Below are 14,652 nucleotides of genomic sequence, written 5' to 3'. Positions count from 1 at the left end.
CTCTCTCCTCACGTCGCCCCTTCCCCCCCCCCCCCCCCCCCCCCCCCCCCCCCCCCCCCCCCCCCCCCCCCCCCCCCCCCCCCCCCCCCCCCCCCCCCCCCCCGTCCGGTCGGTGGCGGTGCCGTGCGCGGAGCCGCGCGGTGGTGTCAGACGGGGGCTCCGGCCGGCAGTCCGCTCGGAAGGCCGTTCGGGAGTCCGCCCGGGAGGTCGCTCGGGGTTCCACCGAGGACGAAGCCCTCGTCCACCTGGGTCGCCAGGTCGATGCCGACCTTGGCGTTGGCCCAACTCTCCGCGTTGCGCCGGTGGAAGAGCACCGCCTGCTCGGTGTAGCGGTGCTCGTCGCGCAGCCCGTACGCCGCTTCGGTCTCGGTCCGCAGCTCTTCCAACACGGCCCGGTTGGCCGGTTCCAGCGACTTCAACGGCGGCTCGGCGCCCTGCTCCAGCCGGCGCACCCAGTCCGACTGCCCGAAGGTGGTGAGCAGGTCGTCGCCGACCTCGCGGCGCAGGAACGCCAGGTCGTCCGGGCCCTGCACCTTGTTGCCGATCACCCGGAGCTGCACGCCGAAGTCCCGGGCGTAGTCCTTGTACTGGCGGTAGACCGAGACGCCCTTGCGGGTGGGTTCGGCCACCAGGAAGGTGAGGTCGAAGCGGGTGAACAGCCCGGAGGCGAAGGAGTCCGAGCCGGCCGTCATGTCGGTGACCAGGTACTCGTCCGGGCCGTCCAGCAGGTGGTTGAGCAGCAGTTCCACCGCGCCGACCTTGGAGTGGTAGCAGGCCACCCCGAGGTCCTCCTCGGTGAACGCGCCGGTCGCCAGCAGTCGAACAGAGCCCTCGTCGAGGGCGATCGGGCGGGCGCAGGCGGCGTAGACCGGGTTCTCCTCGACGATCCGCAGCAGGCGCGAACCGCGCCCGGGCGGCGTGGTTTTGATCATCTCGTCGGCCGAACGGATCAGCGGGTTGCTGCCCCGCAGGTACTCCTTGATCTCCGGCAGGTGCGCGCCGAGCGAGGGCAGGTCGGCCGCCTGGGCATCCGTCAGGCCGAGTGCGGGGCCGAGGTGCTGGTTGATGTCGGCGTCGACGGCGATCACCGGTCGGCCGATGGCGGCCAGGTGGCGGATGAACAGTGCGGACAGCGTGGTCTTCCCGCTGCCGCCCTTGCCGACGAAGGCGATCTTCATCTGGGGCTCCGGCTCTCGCTCTGGGCCCTGGGGGAGGGCCGCGTGCTCAGGGGTGCGCAGGTGGGGGCGCCCCCTAATTGGAAATCGTTATCGTCTCAGATAGTGGCCATGCTAGCCGGGGTTTGGGGTCCACCGGGGGAGGGGAGTGAGGATTGCCTCTAACGGGTGATGCGGGGTTGCTGTTCCGGGAGGGGCCGCCCGTTCATTACTCTCGGGTAGGTGAGCACTGGAACAGATCCCCTCGCCCCGTTGGCCCAGCTCCCCGGGGTGCCCGACGCGGTGGCCGAGGTGCGCAAGGCCGTCGACCGGCTCTACGGCCACCGGGTGATGCGCCGCCGCGCGGCCGAGGTCACCTCCGAGTCCGCACTGCGCGGCGCCCGCGCGTCGGCAGCCGTGGCCGGGGCCGACTGGCCCTTGGAGGAGGTCCGGCGGCGCACCGACTTCAGCGCCGACGCCGAGGCCCGTACGGTCGGCGCGGCCCTGCGGATCACGGCCGAGGCGGGCCAGCTGCTCAGCGTCTGGCGGCACTCGCCGCTCCAGGTGCTGGCGCGGCTGCACCTGCTCGCGGTCGGCGACGCCGACCCGGCCGCCGGTCGGCCGCGCCGGGCGGGGGAGGGGGCCGAGGAGCTGTTCCCGCTGGAGCTCGAACCGGTGGAGAGCGTCGAGGTCGAGGCCGCGGTCGGGCCGCGGCCCGTGCTGCCGCCCGCGCCGGACGCGGAGGAGGTCGCGGCCCGGCTGGACCAGCTCTCCCGGCTGCTGGTGGCCCGTGCGGAGGGGCAGGGCGTGGGCACGCCGGCCCTGGTGGTCGCGTCGGTGGTGCACGGCGAACTGCTCGCCCTGCGGCCCTTCGGCAGCCACAACGGGCTGATCGCGCGGGCCGCCATGCGGATCGTGCTGATCGCCGAGGGTCTCGACCCGAAGTCGATCTGCCCCGCCGAGGTCGGGCTGGCCGAGCTGGGCACCGACACCTACCGGCGCGCCCTCGCGGGCTACCTGGCGGGCACGCCCGAGGGCATGGCGGCCTGGATCGCCCACTGCGGGCGGGCGCTGCGGCTGGGGGTGCGGGAGAGTACGGCGGTCTGCGAGGCGATGCAGCGCGGCATGGCCTGAGCCCGAACGGGCCGGGGGCGCAGCGACCCGCGCGCCGTGAACGGCGCGCGCCCCGTGCCCGTTGCGTGCGCAGCGGACGGTGCGCGCCGCGCACGCCGGAAACGCTGCGAAACGCGAAGATGCGGCGGCACCTGATCCTGCTGGGTGCCGCCGCTGGTGCAGACAACCGGGTGACCAAGCATGCACCGGAAGTGCCGATCAGACGGGGATCCTGCCCGTTCGTCTGGTCCGGCGGCCCGACAGCGGGTCGGCTGCATGTGGGTGCTCGGATGTCTGTACGTGCGGTCCGTGGGGCCTGAACTGCGTTGTCGGTTTGACCTCTTCGGTCCTGACCGGGTCTCGCGGGCCGTGCTTCCTTTGTATCGCGTTTCGGCCGAAAGGGGAACCCGAAACGGGAAGTCTGTGCCGATCTGCCCGTTTCAGGGCCTTTCCGGTGGATCGCAGGAGGGTAGCCGCGGGGCCAGGCCCTCCGGCGGGCGCCTCAGGCGGCTGGGCGGCGCCGGTGGGCCAGGTACCAGATGACCCCGGCGGTCACCGCGGCCGTCCCGACCGCCACGGCGGTCAGCACCGAACCGCTGGGCGCGGAGAACTCCGGCACCCGCCGTCGCAGTTGCACCGGCCGGTCGAAGAGCAGCACCGGCCACTCCCGGGCCTGCGCCTCCTTGCGCAGCGCGCGGTCGGGGTTGACGGCCGAGGGGTGGCCGACCGCCTCCAGCAGCGGCAGGTCGGTCGAGGAGTCGCTGTAGGCGTAGGACGCGGCCAGGTCGTAGCCCTCCGTCCTCGCCAACTCCCGGATCGCCGCGGCCTTGTTCTCCGCGTAGGCGTAGTACTCGATCTCGCCGGTGTAGCAGCCGTCCTCGACCTTCAACCGGGTCGCGATCACATGGTCCGCGCCCAGCAGTTCGCCGATCGGCTCGACCACCTCGGAACCGGAGCTGCTGACGATCACCACGTCCCGGCCGGCCGCGTGATGCTGTTCGATCAGTGAGGCGGCCTCGTCGTAGATGATCGGGTCGATCAGGGTGTGCAGGGTCTCGGCGACGATCTCGCGGACCTGCTGGACGTTCCAGCCCCGGGTGAGCGCGGAGAGGTACTCGCGCATCTTCTCCATCTGGTCGTGGTCCGCGCCGCCGGCCAGGAAGACGAACTGGGCGTACGCGCTGCGCAGTACGGCCCGACGGTTGATCAGGCCGCCCTGGTAGAAAGGCCGGCTGAACGCCAGTGCGCTCGACTTGGCGATGATGGTCTTGTCGAGGTCGAAGAAGGCGGCGGTCCGCAGGCCGGTCGGCCGGGGGCGGGCGGGTGCGCCCGGCTCCTCGGGCCCGGTGAGGTCGCCCTGGGACTCGTCGGCGTGGTCGTCGGCGTTCTCGGTGGTGTCCACGGGAACCGAGGATAGAGGGAGCCACAAAACACCCCGCCATTCGGCGTACTCGTGGGCGTGCGGGTTTGTGTTTCTGGCCGCTCGGGTACACCATGGAAGTCACGGATCGTTCGCGACCGTGCTAACCCGGTCCGGCTCCTCCCCCCCGAGTCGGGCTGTGGATAGACGACCCCCGCTCTCCCCCCCGGCGGGGGTCGTCGCACGTCCGGGGCCATTTTCAGGGCTTGAACGCCCTTCGCGCACGCTTCCGCGCGGTCCTCCCCGAGGTGTACAGGTGGTGTCGACGGCTCGGTCCGTCCACCACCTTTCGTCACTCTGCGTTGCCATTTGCTCATGACGCGCAGGATGCCCACGGCCGGTTCCGATCGGCTCGGCGAGGTCGTTCCGGCGGGGTGCGCGGGGTCGTCCTGGCGGCACGTGAGGGGGCGGCGTGTCGGGGGCCCGGAGGGCGGTCGGCCGGGGGGTGGTGGAACGGCCGGTTCACCCCGGTGACCCCCTTTCGTCAATTCTTCGACGAATAGCCCCCCGCCCGGGTGAACGTTTTTATCCACAACCCCCGAGTTATCCACAGGCAATCGGAACGTGGATGACGGAATCCGGATCTCCCCCCACCGTGATGGTCGGCGGCGGTCGCCGGGCAGGGCCTCATCCCCCTTCCTCTCCCAGAGGTCTGCCTGGCGGCCGTCCGCCGGAACCGTCCGACGCGCGCCGTGGCCGCCCCTGGTGGCCGGCGCAGAGGGGAGCACACCATGTCGACGCCGATCACCTCCCACGTCACCGCAGACGGCCCCGCGGCCACCGGGCCGCTCGTCGTCACCGGGGACGAGGACCTGGCCGAGCACCTGCTGCGGGTCTGCGCGGCAGCGGGCACCGAGCCCCGGCTGATCAGGGGTGCGCCGCCGCCGCGCGAGCTGTGGGAGGCGGCCCCGCTGGTCCTGGTCGGGGACGACCGGGCGGAGCACTGCGCCGGGCTGGGCCGGCGCAGCGGGGTGCTGCTGCTCGGGCTGGACCTCGACGACCCCGGCGTGTGGGTCAGAGCCGTCCAACTCGGCGCCGAACACGTGCTGTTCCTGCCAGACGCCGAGGCCTGGCTGCTGGACCGGATCGCGGACGCGGCCGAAGGCGTCGGCTCCCCGGCCGTCACCGTCGCGGTGCTCGGCGGCCGGGGCGGGGCCGGGGCCTCGACCCTGGCCTGCGCCCTCGCGGTCACGGCCGCGCGGACGGGGCGGCGGACCATGCTCCTCGACGGCGATCCACTGGGCGGGGGCCTGGACGTCCTGCTCGGCGGCGAGACGGCCCGCGGGCTGCGCTGGCCCGACCTGGCCGGTTCGCGCGGGCGGGTCAGCGGGGCCGAACTCGCCAGGGCGCTGCCGGCCCTCAAACGGCTCTCCGGGCTGTCCTGCCTGTCCTGGGACCGCGGCGACACCCTCACGGTGCCGCCGGCCGCCATGCGCAGCGTGCTGGCCGCCTCCCGGCGGCGTGGCGGGCTGGTGGTGATCGACCTGCCGCGCCACCTGGACGCGGCCGCCGGGCAGGCGCTGGAGCAGTCCGACCTGGCGCTGCTGGTCGTCCCGGCCGAGCTGCGCGCCGTGGCGGCCGCCGACCGGGTCGCGGCGGCGGCCCGGATGCGGCTCGGGGACGTCCGGGCCGTGGTCCGGCCGGTGCGGGCCGGCGGGCTCCCGGCCCACCGGATCGCCCGCGGGCTGCGGCTGGAGCTGGCGGGGGAGCTGGAACCGGAGCCGGGGCTGACCGAGGACGTCGAGAAGGGCGTCCCGCCCGGCACACGGGAGGGCGGTCCGCTCGCGCGCTTCTGCGCGAGCTTCCTGAACGAGGTGCTGCCGCCGGTGTCGGCGGTCGGAGGAGGTGCGTACTGATGGTCCGTCTGCGCAGGACAGGAACGCGGGGCGGTGCCCCGGCCCCGGGCGACGGTGCGCGGGAGCACCGACCGCTCCGGAGCGTGCCGCCGCCCGGCGGGCCGGGCCCGGCCGGACACGGGCCCTGCCCGTACGGTCGGACGGCTCGCGAGGAGCGGGCGGCGGAGCTGGTGGACGCGGTCCGGCTGCGGCTGGCCGAGTCCGGGGCCGCCCCGACGGCGGGCTCGGTCGCGGCCGTGCTGCGGGCCACCCGGCCACCGCTCGGCGGGGACGAAGTGCTGGACACCGTGCGCTCGCTGCGCGCCGAACTGGTGGGTGCGGGCCCGCTGGAGCGGCTGCTGGCGGCGCCCGACGTCACGGACGTGCTGGTGAACGGTCCGGACGAGGTGTGGGTCGACCGTGGCGGCGGTCTGCACCGGGCCACCGGGGTCCGGTTCGCCGACACCGAGGCGGTGCGGCGGTTGGCCCACCGGCTGGCCACCGCGGCCGGGCGGCGCCTGGACGACGCCCGGCCCTGGGTGGACGCCCGACTGCCGGACGGCACCAGGCTGCACGCGGTGCTGCCGCCGATCGCGGCCGGCTGCACGCACATCTCGCTGCGGGTGTGGCGGCCCCGCCCGTTCACGCTGGACGAGTTGGTGGCGGGTGGTGCGCTGCCACCGGAGGGCGCGGAGCTGTTGGCCGGCATCGTGCGGGCGCGGCTGTCGCTGCTGGTCTCGGGCGGGACGGGCTCGGGCAAGACGACCCTGCTCGCGGCCCTGCTCGGCCTGGTCGGGCCGGACGAACGGATCGTGGTCGCCGAGGACTCCGCCGAACTGCGGCCGGCCCACCCGCACGTGGTCCGCCTGCAGAGCAGGCCGCCGAACCAGGAGGGGCTGGGCGAGTTCACCCTGCGGGACCTCGTCCGGCAGGCGCTGCGGATGCGGCCGGACCGGCTGGTGATCGGCGAGGTGCGCGGGGCCGAGGTGTCGGACCTGCTGGCCGCGCTCAACACCGGGCACGAAGGCGGCGCCGGCACCGTCCACGCCAACACGGCGGCGGACGTGCCGGTCCGGCTGGAGGCGCTGGGCTCGCTCGCCGGGCTCGACCGCCCGGCCCTGCACAGCCAACTGCGGGCCGCGCTGGACGTGGTGGTGCACCTGGTCCGGGACTCGGGCTCGGGGCGGCGCCGGGTGGCCGAGATCCACACGCTGGCCGGGGACGGTGCCGGGCTGGCGGTGACCATCCCGGCGGTGGAGTTCCCGGCTACGGGCGGCCTGGTGCCCGGCGCCGGCTGGGAACGGCTGGTCGGGCTGCTGGCCGCACGCGGGGTGGCGATCGGGGCGGTGACGCCATGAGGGCCGTGGCGGTGGCGGTTTCGACCGCGGTGCCGGTGTGGGTGGCGGCCTCGGGGCCGGTGGCGGTGGCGCTGACGGCGGCGGGCCGGGCCGAGCGGGAGCTGCGGCTGGTGGAGATCGGGTTCGTGCTGTTCCTGGGCGCGTGTGCGACGGGCGCTCTGGTGCTGCTCGGGGCACCGGGCAAGAAGGGCCGAAGGCAGGGAGGTGGGTGACATGACGCAGGTCCAACCGGCGCTCTGCTGGGTGACGGTGCTGTGCCTGCTGGCCGCCGCTGGGTGGCGGGCGGTCCAGGAGCAGCTACCCGGTGGGCGGCGCTCCAGGCTGATGCTGGCGGGCAGTGGGCCCCCGGTGTACGGGCCCTTGGCCCACGGTCCGGAACCGGAGGCGATGGGCCGGGCGCGGGGTCGCCTTCCCGGGCTGCTGGTGCCCGAACTGCTGGCGCTACCGGCGGGCTTGGTCGTCGGCCAGGCGACCGCCTCGCCCGTGCCGGTGCTCGCGGGAGTGCTGGCCGTCCTCCCGCTGCGGAGGTGGCGACTGCGGCGGCGCCGGGAGGCCGAGGCCGGGCGGCGGGCCGCCGCGGTGGTGGAGCTGTGCGCCGCGCTGGCCGGGGAGTTGCGCAGCGGTGCGACCCCGGAGCAGGCCCTGCACCTGGTCACGGCTCGGCTGGCCGCCGATCCGGACGGGCTGCGCCGGATCGGCGCGGAGCCGGTGGCCCGGCTGGCGGCGGGGCGCTACGGCGGGGACGTGCCCGCCGCGCTCCAGCTGCTCGCCGAACTGCCCGGCGGCAGCGGGGCGGCAGCGATCGCGGCCTGCTGGCGGGTGGCCTCCGACGGCGGGTCGGGGCTGGCCGCCGCGCTGGACCGGGTCGCGGAGGCGCTGCGCGGTGAGCGGGCGTTGACCGAGGAGATCGCGGGGGAGCTGGCCGGACCGCGCGCGACGATCGCGGTCCTGGCCGCCCTGCCGGGTGCGGGACTGCTCCTGGGCGGTGCGCTCGGGGCCCGTCCGGTGGAGGTCCTGCTGCACACCCCGGCCGGACTCGGCTGCCTGGCGGCGGGAGCGGTGCTGGAGGGGCTTGGGGTGTTCTGGACGGCCCGGATCGTCCGGGCGGCGGCCCAGGGTGCGCTGGAGGCCCCTCGGGGAGCGCTGGAGGCTCCCCCGGGTGCGGGGAGCCGTCCCGGGACGGCGGGCCTGCCTCGGGGCGGCGGTGGGCGGCGAGGGGGTCCGTGGGCCGGGGCGCTCGATGTCGGAGCGGGGGTGGGGTGATGCGACCGGGTGGGTGGCTTTCGGGCGGGTGGGTGTCGGCCGGACTCCCGGTGACGGCTGTGGCGGTATCGGCGGCAGTGGCCGGGGTGGCCCGGCACCGGGCGGGGCGCCGCGCCCGACGGAGGGCGTTCGCCTGGCAGCGGGAACGGGAGGAGGTACGGAGCCGAACCGGGCCGGGGCGCAGCGGTGTCGGGCGCGGCGGTGTTGGGCCCCGGCGGCGACTGGCAACGGCGGTCGTCGCGGGGTTGGCGGTGGCGGTGCTGGTCGGCGGTGGTGCCGGCGCGGTGGCCGGGGTGCTGGCGGCGGTGGGCGCCCACCGGTGGTCGGCCCGGGCGCGGTCGCCGACGGATCGACGGGCGATGCTGGAGGAGCAGTTGCTGCTGAGGCAACTGCCCCTGGGGGCCGAGCTGTTGGCGGCCTGCCTCGGGGCGGCGGCGCTGCCCTCGGCGGCGGTGGCGGCGGTGGGTCGGAGTGTGGGCGCACCGTTGGGGCCGAGGCTGGTCGCGATCGGGACCGAACTGGTCCTGGGCGCACCGCCGGAGCTCTGCTGGACCAGGTTGGGCGAACAGCACCCGGCGCTGGCGCCGCTGGCGCGGTGTCTGGTCCGGACGAGCCTCGGCGGAGCTCCCGCGACCGGGCCGTTGGTCGAACTGGCCCGGGAGCAGCGAACCGCCGCCGCCCGGGCGGCCCACATCAGGGTCCGCCGGGCCGCGGTGCTCGCCACCGCGCCGCTCGGGCTCTGCTTCCTGCCGGCCTTCGTCCTGATCGGAGTGGTGCCGGTGGTGATCGGCCTGACCAGCCGCTTCGGGTGGGCGATGTGAGTGGGTGTCGGGTCCGGGCCGGTCGGGCCGGGACTCGCGAGAAGGAACGGTAAGTATCCAGACAGGAGAGATCGATGACTGCAGCTTTCGCGACCAGGCCCAACATCGGGCGTCCGTTTCAGCATCTGCCGGGAGCGTGGCGGCGGAAGAGCCGCGGGGTCGCCGGCCGGGTCCGCAGGGTCTCACGGTACCGGGGGCGTTCGGACGCCGGGATGACCACGGCGGAGTACGCCGTCGGCACGCTGGGTGCGTGCGCGCTCGCCGCCGGGCTGTACAAGGTGGTCACCAGCGCGGCCATCACCGGGGCGCTGACCGAGACACTGGAACGGGCCCTCCGTGCGACGTAGCGCCCGACCGCGGCCCGGCCGGTCGAACCGGGCCGGGCGGGCCGCACGGAGGCCTTGGCAGGGGCCGTGGCAGGGGTCCTGGCGGGCGTCCTGGCGGGGGCGGCGCGGGGACGCCGGCTTCGTCACGGCGGAGACGGCGGTGCTGCTGCCCGCGCTCGTCCTGCTCGCGGCGATGCTGATCTGGGGCGTGCTCGCGGCCGCGGCGCAGATCAGCTGCGTGGACGCGGCCCGGATCGGCGCCAGGGCGGCCGCGCGGGGCGAGTCGAACGCTGCCGAACTCGCCGGTGCGGCCGCCCCGCCGGGAGCGCGGGTTCGGGTGGCGGTCGCGGCGGACACGGTTCGGGTCGACGTGGACGCCCCGTGCGCGGCGCCGGGGAGGCTGGCCGGGCTGCTCGCCGTCCGGGTCGGCGCGATGGCGGTGGCCGCCCGGGAGGACGTCCTGGGCAGCACGGCGGGAGGAGCGGAAGGAACCGCGGAGGGAGGTGGAGGCGCATGGCCGGCTTGACGGTCCGCCAGCCGGTCCGGTGGAGTGCCCGGCCGGCGCGGGTTTGTAGCGCTCGGGCGGCGGTGCCGGGCAGGGGCGGGCACCGGGCGGACACGGGCTCGGCGACGGTCTGGCTGCTCGCCCTGGCGATGCTGGGGACGGCGGTCTTCGCGGCGACGGTCGCGGTCGGCACGGTGGTGGCCGCCCGGCACCGGGCCGAGTCGGCCGCGGACCTGGCGGCCCTCGCGGCCGCGGACCGGCTGCTGCTGGACCCGGACGGCGGCTGCGCCCGGGCCGTCGGGATCGCGGCGGCGCAGGGTGCCGCGCTGGTGTCCTGCGCGGTGGACCGCTTCGCGGACGCCGTCGAGGTGGTGGCCGAGGTGCCGGTCGGTGGGCTTCCGCGGCGGCTGTCGGTCGGTCCGGCGCGGGCGAGATCGCGGGCCGGACCGGTGCGGGCCCCGGTCACCGCAGCCGAGGACGGCCTCGGCGAGGCACGGGACAGCCCGGGCGGTCCCGGCGGTCCAGGCGGTCCAGGCGGTCCCGGCACCTCGGGCGGGACCCCGAGCGGTGCGCCTGCAGCCCCTGGCGCGCCCACAGCCCCTGGCGCGCCCACGGCCTCCGGCCCGCCGTCCGCCTCCAGCGCGCCTACGGCCCCGGCCAGGGAGGTGGCCTCATGATCCGGCCGGTGTTCCGCCCTCCGGGTCCGCCGCGGGGCCCGCCGCGGGAGCCGCGCCGGGCGCTCCGGCCAGCAGGACGTTCAGCAGCCGGACGGCGGCCGTCTTGTCCAGCGGGTCGTTCCCGTTGCCGCACTTGGGCGACTGGACGCAGGACGGGCAGCCACGCTCGCACTCGCAGGAGGCGATCGCCTCGCGGGTGGCGGTGAGCCACTCGACGGCGCGCTGGAAGCCGCGTTCGGCGAAGCCGGCCCCGCCCGGGTGGCCGTCGTAGACGAACACCGTGGGCAGCCCGGTGTCGGGGTGCAACGGGACGGAGACGCCGCCGATGTCCCACCGGTCGCAGGTGGCGAACAGCGGCAGCAGCCCGATCGAGGCGTGTTCCGCGGCGTGGGCGGCGCCGGGCAGCCGGTCGAGCGGCAGGTCCGCGTCGAGCAGTTGGTCCTCGGTGACGGACCACCAGACGGCGCGGGTGCGCAGGGTGCGGGGCGGGAGGTCGAGCTTGCTCTCGCCCATGATCTCCCCGGTGGAGATCCGCTTCCGGAGGTAGCCGACCACCTGGTTGACCACCTCCACCGAGCCGAAGCTGAGCCGGCCCTCGCCCCAGTGGACGGTGGTGTCGGTGTCGAGGACGGAGATGGAGGTGATGTCACGGGCGGCCGTGGTGTACGGCGGGTCGGCCGGTTCGACCAGGGCGACCGAGTCCTCCAGGTCGAGCTCCCGGACCAGGTAGGTGCGGCCCTGGTGGAGGTGGACGGCCCCGGTGTGGACGGTGGTGTGGGCGGCCGCGGCGTCCACGGTGCCGAGCAGCCGGCCGGTGTCGGCCTCGACGATCTGCACCGGGCTGCCGCCGCTGCCCCGCAGGTCGACGGCGTCGGCGGCGCGCTCCCGGCGGGTCCAGTACCAGGAGCCGTCGGTGCGTCGGCGCAGCAGGCCACGCCGTTCCAGCACCGGCAGCAGCGGTGCGGTGGAGGGTCCGAACAGCTCCAGGTCGGCGTCGGTGAGCGGGAGTTCGGCGGCGGCCGCGCACAGGTGCGGGGCGAGTACGTGCGGGTTGTCGGGGTCGAGCACGGTGGCCTCGACGGGCGTCGAGAACAGCGCCTCGGGGTGGTGCACCAGGTAGGTGTCCAGCGGGTCGTCGCGGGCGATCAGGATGGCCAGCGCGCCCTGGGCCTCCCGGCCGGCCCGGCCTGCCTGTTGCCAGAGCGAGGCGCGGGTGCCGGGGTAGCCGGCCATCAGGACGGCGTCGAGGCCGGAGATGTCGACGCCGAGTTCGAGGGCGGAGGTGGAGGCGAGTCCGAGCAGTCGGCCGGAGTGCAGGTCGCGCTCCAGGGCGCGGCGTTCGTCGGCGAGGTAGCCGCCGCGGTAGGCGGCCACCCGGTCGGCGAGCGGTCGGCCGAGCTGGTCCTGGGTCTGCAGGGCGACGAGTTCGGCGGCGCGCCGGGAGCGGACGAACACGACGGTGCGGGTCTGCCGTTCGACCAGGTCGGTCAGGAGGTGCGCGGCCTCGGTGGTGGCGGTGCGGCGCACCGGGGCGCCGTGCTCTCCGACGTTCTCGGTCAGCGGCGGCTCCCAGAGGCCGAAGACCATCGGGCCGCGCGGCGAGGCGTCCTCGGTGACGGCCACCGCGGGCAGGCCGGTCAGGCGCCGGGCGGTGACGGCCGGGTCGGCGGTGGTGGCGGAGGCGAGCAGGAGGGTGGGTGACGAACCGTAACGGGCGCAGAGGCGGCGCAGCCGCCGCAGCACCTGGGCGACGTGGGAGCCGAACACCCCCCGGTAGCTGTGGCACTCGTCGACGACCACGTACCGCAGCACCTTGAGGAAGGAGGACCAGCGGGCGTGCGCGGGCAGGATGCCCCGGTGCAGCATGTCCGGGTTGGTGAGCACGTAGGAGGCGTACTGGCGGACCCACTCGCGCTCCTCGGGCGGGGTGTCGCCGTCGTACAGGGCGGCCCGGACCCTCGGCGGGGCGAGTTCGGCGGCGCGGCGGCGCTGGTCGGCGGCGAGCGCCTTGGTCGGGGCCAGGTAGAGCGCGGTGGCGCCGCGGCCGTTGCGGGCCTCGGTGCCCTCCAGCAGGTCGCTGAGGACCGGCGCCAGGTAGCCCAGCGACTTGCCCGAGGCGGTGCCTGTGGCGATCACCACAGTCTGGCCGCTTTTGGCCAGGTTCATCGCTTCTGCCTGGTGCGCCCAGGGCTGTTCCACCCCGACGTCCGCCGCGGCGGCGACGATCTCCGGTCGGATCGAGTCGGGCCAGGGCGAATAACGCGCAGGTCGGGCGGGAAGGTGCTCCGTATGGGTGAGCCGGTCGGCCCGCCCCCGACTGGTGGACAGGGTCGTGAGCAGTGCCTCGGGCAGGCTGTGTCGGGGCGGCATGAGGACCCAGTGTGTCACCGGCGTGACGGAGAATCGTCGTAAGCCATCGTGCGGTCATGGTCACAGGTGGTTGAATGTGGCCGTGACGGCCGTATGGCCGTGGGTCGCAGCGCTGAGGCTTGCCACGCGTTGGCTTGTTGGCTTGGCGTGCCCGGGCTCGCGACCATGCGGTGGCGGCCGTCCGGCCGAGGATCGCACATGACGTAGCAAGGCAAGGTGCTGGAGGTTCCGTGGACCTGTCCCTGTCGACCCGTGCAGTCGGCGATCGTACGGTCGTCGAGGTTGGCGGCGAGATCGATGTGTACACCGCCCCGAAGCTGCGCGAGCAGCTGGTCGAGCTCGTCAACGACGGCAAGTACCACCTCGTCGTCGACATGGAGGGCGTCGACTTCCTCGACTCGACCGGCCTCGGCGTGCTCGTGGGCGGTCTGAAGCGGGTGCGTGCCCACGAGGGCTCGCTGCGCCTGGTGTGCAACCAGGAGCGCATTCTCAAGATCTTCCGGATCACCGGTCTGACCAAGGTCTTCCCGATCCACACCTCGGTGGACGACGCGGTCGCCGCGACCGACTGACGCGTCCGGGCCGGCCCGTGCGGCTGGCCCGCCCGTTCCACACGTCCGGGGCGCGGGGGCCTGTGCGGCCCCCGTTCCCCGGCGTCTCAGGGCCGGTCCAGCCGGTCCGCGGGGCCGCATCGCCGGCCCCGGCCGGAGTACCCCGAGGGGGAGAGATGGCAACCGTCGAACTTCGATTCAGCGCGCTTCCCGAGCACGTGCGGACGGCCAGGCTGGTCGCCGCGGCCGTCGCCAGACGGGCCGGGGTCGACGAGTCGGTGCTCGACGAGGTACGGCTCGCGGTCGGTGAGGCGTGCTCCCGCGCGGTCGGTCTGCACCAGCGCGGTGGGATCGGCGGCACGGTGCGGGTCGCGTTGACCGACCAGGAGAAGCGTTTCCTCATCGAGGTCGAGGACGAGGCCGGCCCCGCCACCGTCCCGTCCGCCGGTGCCGCCGAGGGCGGCGACCCGGACGAGGACACCCTGGGCCTCGCCGTGATCACCGGTCTGGTCGAGGACCTGGAGGTCACCAACGGCGCCGACGGCGGCGTGATCCGGATGAGCTGGCCGGTTTCGGTCCCCTCCGTCGCGGTCTGACCTCACCCGGGTACGTCCTGCGGGCGCCCACACTCCGGGCACCCGTTGACACGGCGTGCGGCCCGGCGGTTCGCTGCTTCCGGCACGACCGGGTCCGGTCATCGACCGGACCTCGTCGCGGAAGAGGAAGCACATGCGGATCCGCATCCTGTGGCCGGCCGGGCAGGCCACCGCCACGCTGGCGGCCACCCCCACCACCGAAGCGCTCTGGGCCGAGCTGCCGATCAGTTCCATGGCCAGCACCTGGGGCGAGGAGGTCTACTTCGGCACGCCCGTGAGCGTGCCGCGCGAGGTCGGAGCCCGGCAGGTGGTCGAGCCCGGCACGGTCGCGTACTGGACCGACGGCGACAGCCTCGCGCTGCCGTACGGACCGACCCCGATCTCGCAGGACGGCGAGTGCCGGCTGGCCAGTCCCTGCAACGTCCTCGGCCTGCTGGACGGCGATGCCAGGGTGCTACGCACCGTGCGACCGGGCGATCCGATCCGGGTCGAGCGGGCCTGATCGGCTGGGGCCGCAGCGGGATCGAGCGGGCCCGAGCGCCGGGAGGGGCCGGACCAGGTCTTGAGCGCCGGGAGGGCCGAGGGCCGGGGTCCGGTCGCCGTGCGTGGGGCGGGAGTTCGGGGTCGGGAGGGACGGGAGCCGGGCAGCCGGGAACCGGACGG

General features: G+C 75.2%; 15 protein-coding genes. 12 read left to right on the top strand and 3 right to left on the bottom strand.

The features are described from left to right. Positions 1 to 146: 146 nt before the first annotated feature. Positions 147 to 1,178 carry an ATP-binding protein gene (locus tag ACZ4W5_RS27950; RefSeq protein ID WP_465657645.1) on the bottom strand — a complete coding sequence of 344 codons (1,032 nt, stop codon included), beginning with the start codon at positions 1,176 to 1,178 and terminating at the stop codon, positions 147 to 149. A gap of 219 nt (positions 1,179 to 1,397) precedes the next feature. On the opposite strand from ACZ4W5_RS27950, the gene ACZ4W5_RS27945 reads away from it, so the two are divergent. Then, positions 1,398 to 2,288: a Fic family protein gene (locus ACZ4W5_RS27945; RefSeq protein WP_360226983.1), complete on the top strand. Its 891-nt coding sequence runs from the start codon at positions 1,398 to 1,400 to the stop codon at positions 2,286 to 2,288. A gap of 481 nt (positions 2,289 to 2,769) precedes the next feature. Here ACZ4W5_RS27945 and ACZ4W5_RS27940 read toward each other — a convergent pair whose 3' ends face one another. Then, positions 2,770 to 3,567 carry an HAD family hydrolase gene (locus ACZ4W5_RS27940; RefSeq protein ID WP_402488267.1) on the bottom strand — a complete coding sequence of 266 codons (798 nt, stop codon included), beginning with the start codon at positions 3,565 to 3,567 and terminating at the stop codon, positions 2,770 to 2,772. An 851-nt stretch (positions 3,568 to 4,418) separates the two neighbouring features. Here ACZ4W5_RS27940 and ssd point away from each other — a divergent pair. The 8 genes from ssd to ACZ4W5_RS27900 all read left to right on the top strand — a co-directional run bounded on the left by ssd (position 4,419) and on the right by ACZ4W5_RS27900 (position 10,472). After that, the gene (gene ssd, locus ACZ4W5_RS27935; protein ID WP_465657644.1) at positions 4,419 to 5,543 is read left to right on the top strand and encodes a septum site-determining protein Ssd; all 1,125 of its coding nucleotides are present in this window, start codon (positions 4,419 to 4,421) and stop codon (positions 5,541 to 5,543) included. 83 nt (positions 5,544 to 5,626) lie between these two features. Next, a complete protein-coding gene (locus ACZ4W5_RS27930) occupies positions 5,627 to 6,880 on the top strand; it encodes a TadA family conjugal transfer-associated ATPase (protein WP_465657642.1) in 1,254 nt (417 codons plus the stop codon). A gap of 11 nt (positions 6,881 to 6,891) precedes the next feature. Next, the gene (locus tag ACZ4W5_RS27925) at positions 6,892 to 7,092 is read left to right on the top strand and encodes a hypothetical protein (protein ID WP_360226974.1); all 201 of its coding nucleotides are present in this window, start codon (positions 6,892 to 6,894) and stop codon (positions 7,090 to 7,092) included. Between the two features lies 1 nt (position 7,093). Further along, positions 7,094 to 8,143, top strand: a complete 1,050-nt coding sequence (locus ACZ4W5_RS27920; protein WP_465657641.1) for a type II secretion system F family protein — start codon at positions 7,094 to 7,096, stop codon at positions 8,141 to 8,143. A 251-nt stretch (positions 8,144 to 8,394) separates the two neighbouring features. Beyond that, positions 8,395 to 8,964 carry a type II secretion system F family protein gene (locus ACZ4W5_RS27915; RefSeq protein ID WP_465657640.1) on the top strand — a complete coding sequence of 190 codons (570 nt, stop codon included), beginning with the start codon at positions 8,395 to 8,397 and terminating at the stop codon, positions 8,962 to 8,964. 74 nt (positions 8,965 to 9,038) lie between these two features. After that, a complete protein-coding gene (locus ACZ4W5_RS27910; protein ID WP_465657638.1) occupies positions 9,039 to 9,311 on the top strand; it encodes a DUF4244 domain-containing protein in 273 nt (90 codons plus the stop codon). A gap of 139 nt (positions 9,312 to 9,450) precedes the next feature. Beyond that, positions 9,451 to 9,816, top strand: coding sequence for a TadE family type IV pilus minor pilin (locus tag ACZ4W5_RS27905; RefSeq protein WP_465657637.1), 366 nt, complete (start codon positions 9,451 to 9,453; stop codon positions 9,814 to 9,816). Positions 9,817 to 9,878: 62 nt separating this feature from the next. Then, positions 9,879 to 10,472, top strand: coding sequence for an Rv3654c family TadE-like protein (locus ACZ4W5_RS27900; RefSeq protein WP_465657636.1), 594 nt, complete (start codon positions 9,879 to 9,881; stop codon positions 10,470 to 10,472). On the opposite strand, the gene ACZ4W5_RS27895 is transcribed toward ACZ4W5_RS27900, so the two are convergent. After that, positions 10,467 to 12,842 carry a DEAD/DEAH box helicase gene (locus ACZ4W5_RS27895; RefSeq protein ID WP_465657634.1) on the bottom strand — a complete coding sequence of 792 codons (2,376 nt, stop codon included), beginning with the start codon at positions 12,840 to 12,842 and terminating at the stop codon, positions 10,467 to 10,469. The genes ACZ4W5_RS27900 and ACZ4W5_RS27895 overlap by 6 nt on opposite strands. Before the next feature lie 230 nt (positions 12,843 to 13,072). Here ACZ4W5_RS27895 and bldG point away from each other — a divergent pair, with 230 nt between their 5' ends. The 3 genes from bldG to ACZ4W5_RS27880 all read left to right on the top strand — a co-directional run bounded on the left by bldG (position 13,073) and on the right by ACZ4W5_RS27880 (position 14,491). Then, positions 13,073 to 13,414 carry an anti-sigma factor antagonist BldG gene (gene bldG / locus ACZ4W5_RS27890; protein WP_188305076.1) on the top strand — a complete coding sequence of 114 codons (342 nt, stop codon included), beginning with the start codon at positions 13,073 to 13,075 and terminating at the stop codon, positions 13,412 to 13,414. Positions 13,415 to 13,569: 155 nt separating this feature from the next. Further along, the gene (locus ACZ4W5_RS27885; protein WP_360226954.1) at positions 13,570 to 13,989 is read left to right on the top strand and encodes an ATP-binding protein; all 420 of its coding nucleotides are present in this window, start codon (positions 13,570 to 13,572) and stop codon (positions 13,987 to 13,989) included. Between the two features lie 133 nt (positions 13,990 to 14,122). Continuing rightward, complete coding sequence (locus ACZ4W5_RS27880; RefSeq protein WP_465657633.1) at positions 14,123 to 14,491, top strand: cyclophilin-like fold protein; 369 nt, start codon at positions 14,123 to 14,125, stop codon at positions 14,489 to 14,491. Positions 14,492 to 14,652: the final 161 nt, after the last annotated feature.

Source organism: Kitasatospora sp. NPDC029367 (assembly GCF_055569135.1).
This window is presented reverse-complemented; position numbering and strand designations above follow the sequence as displayed.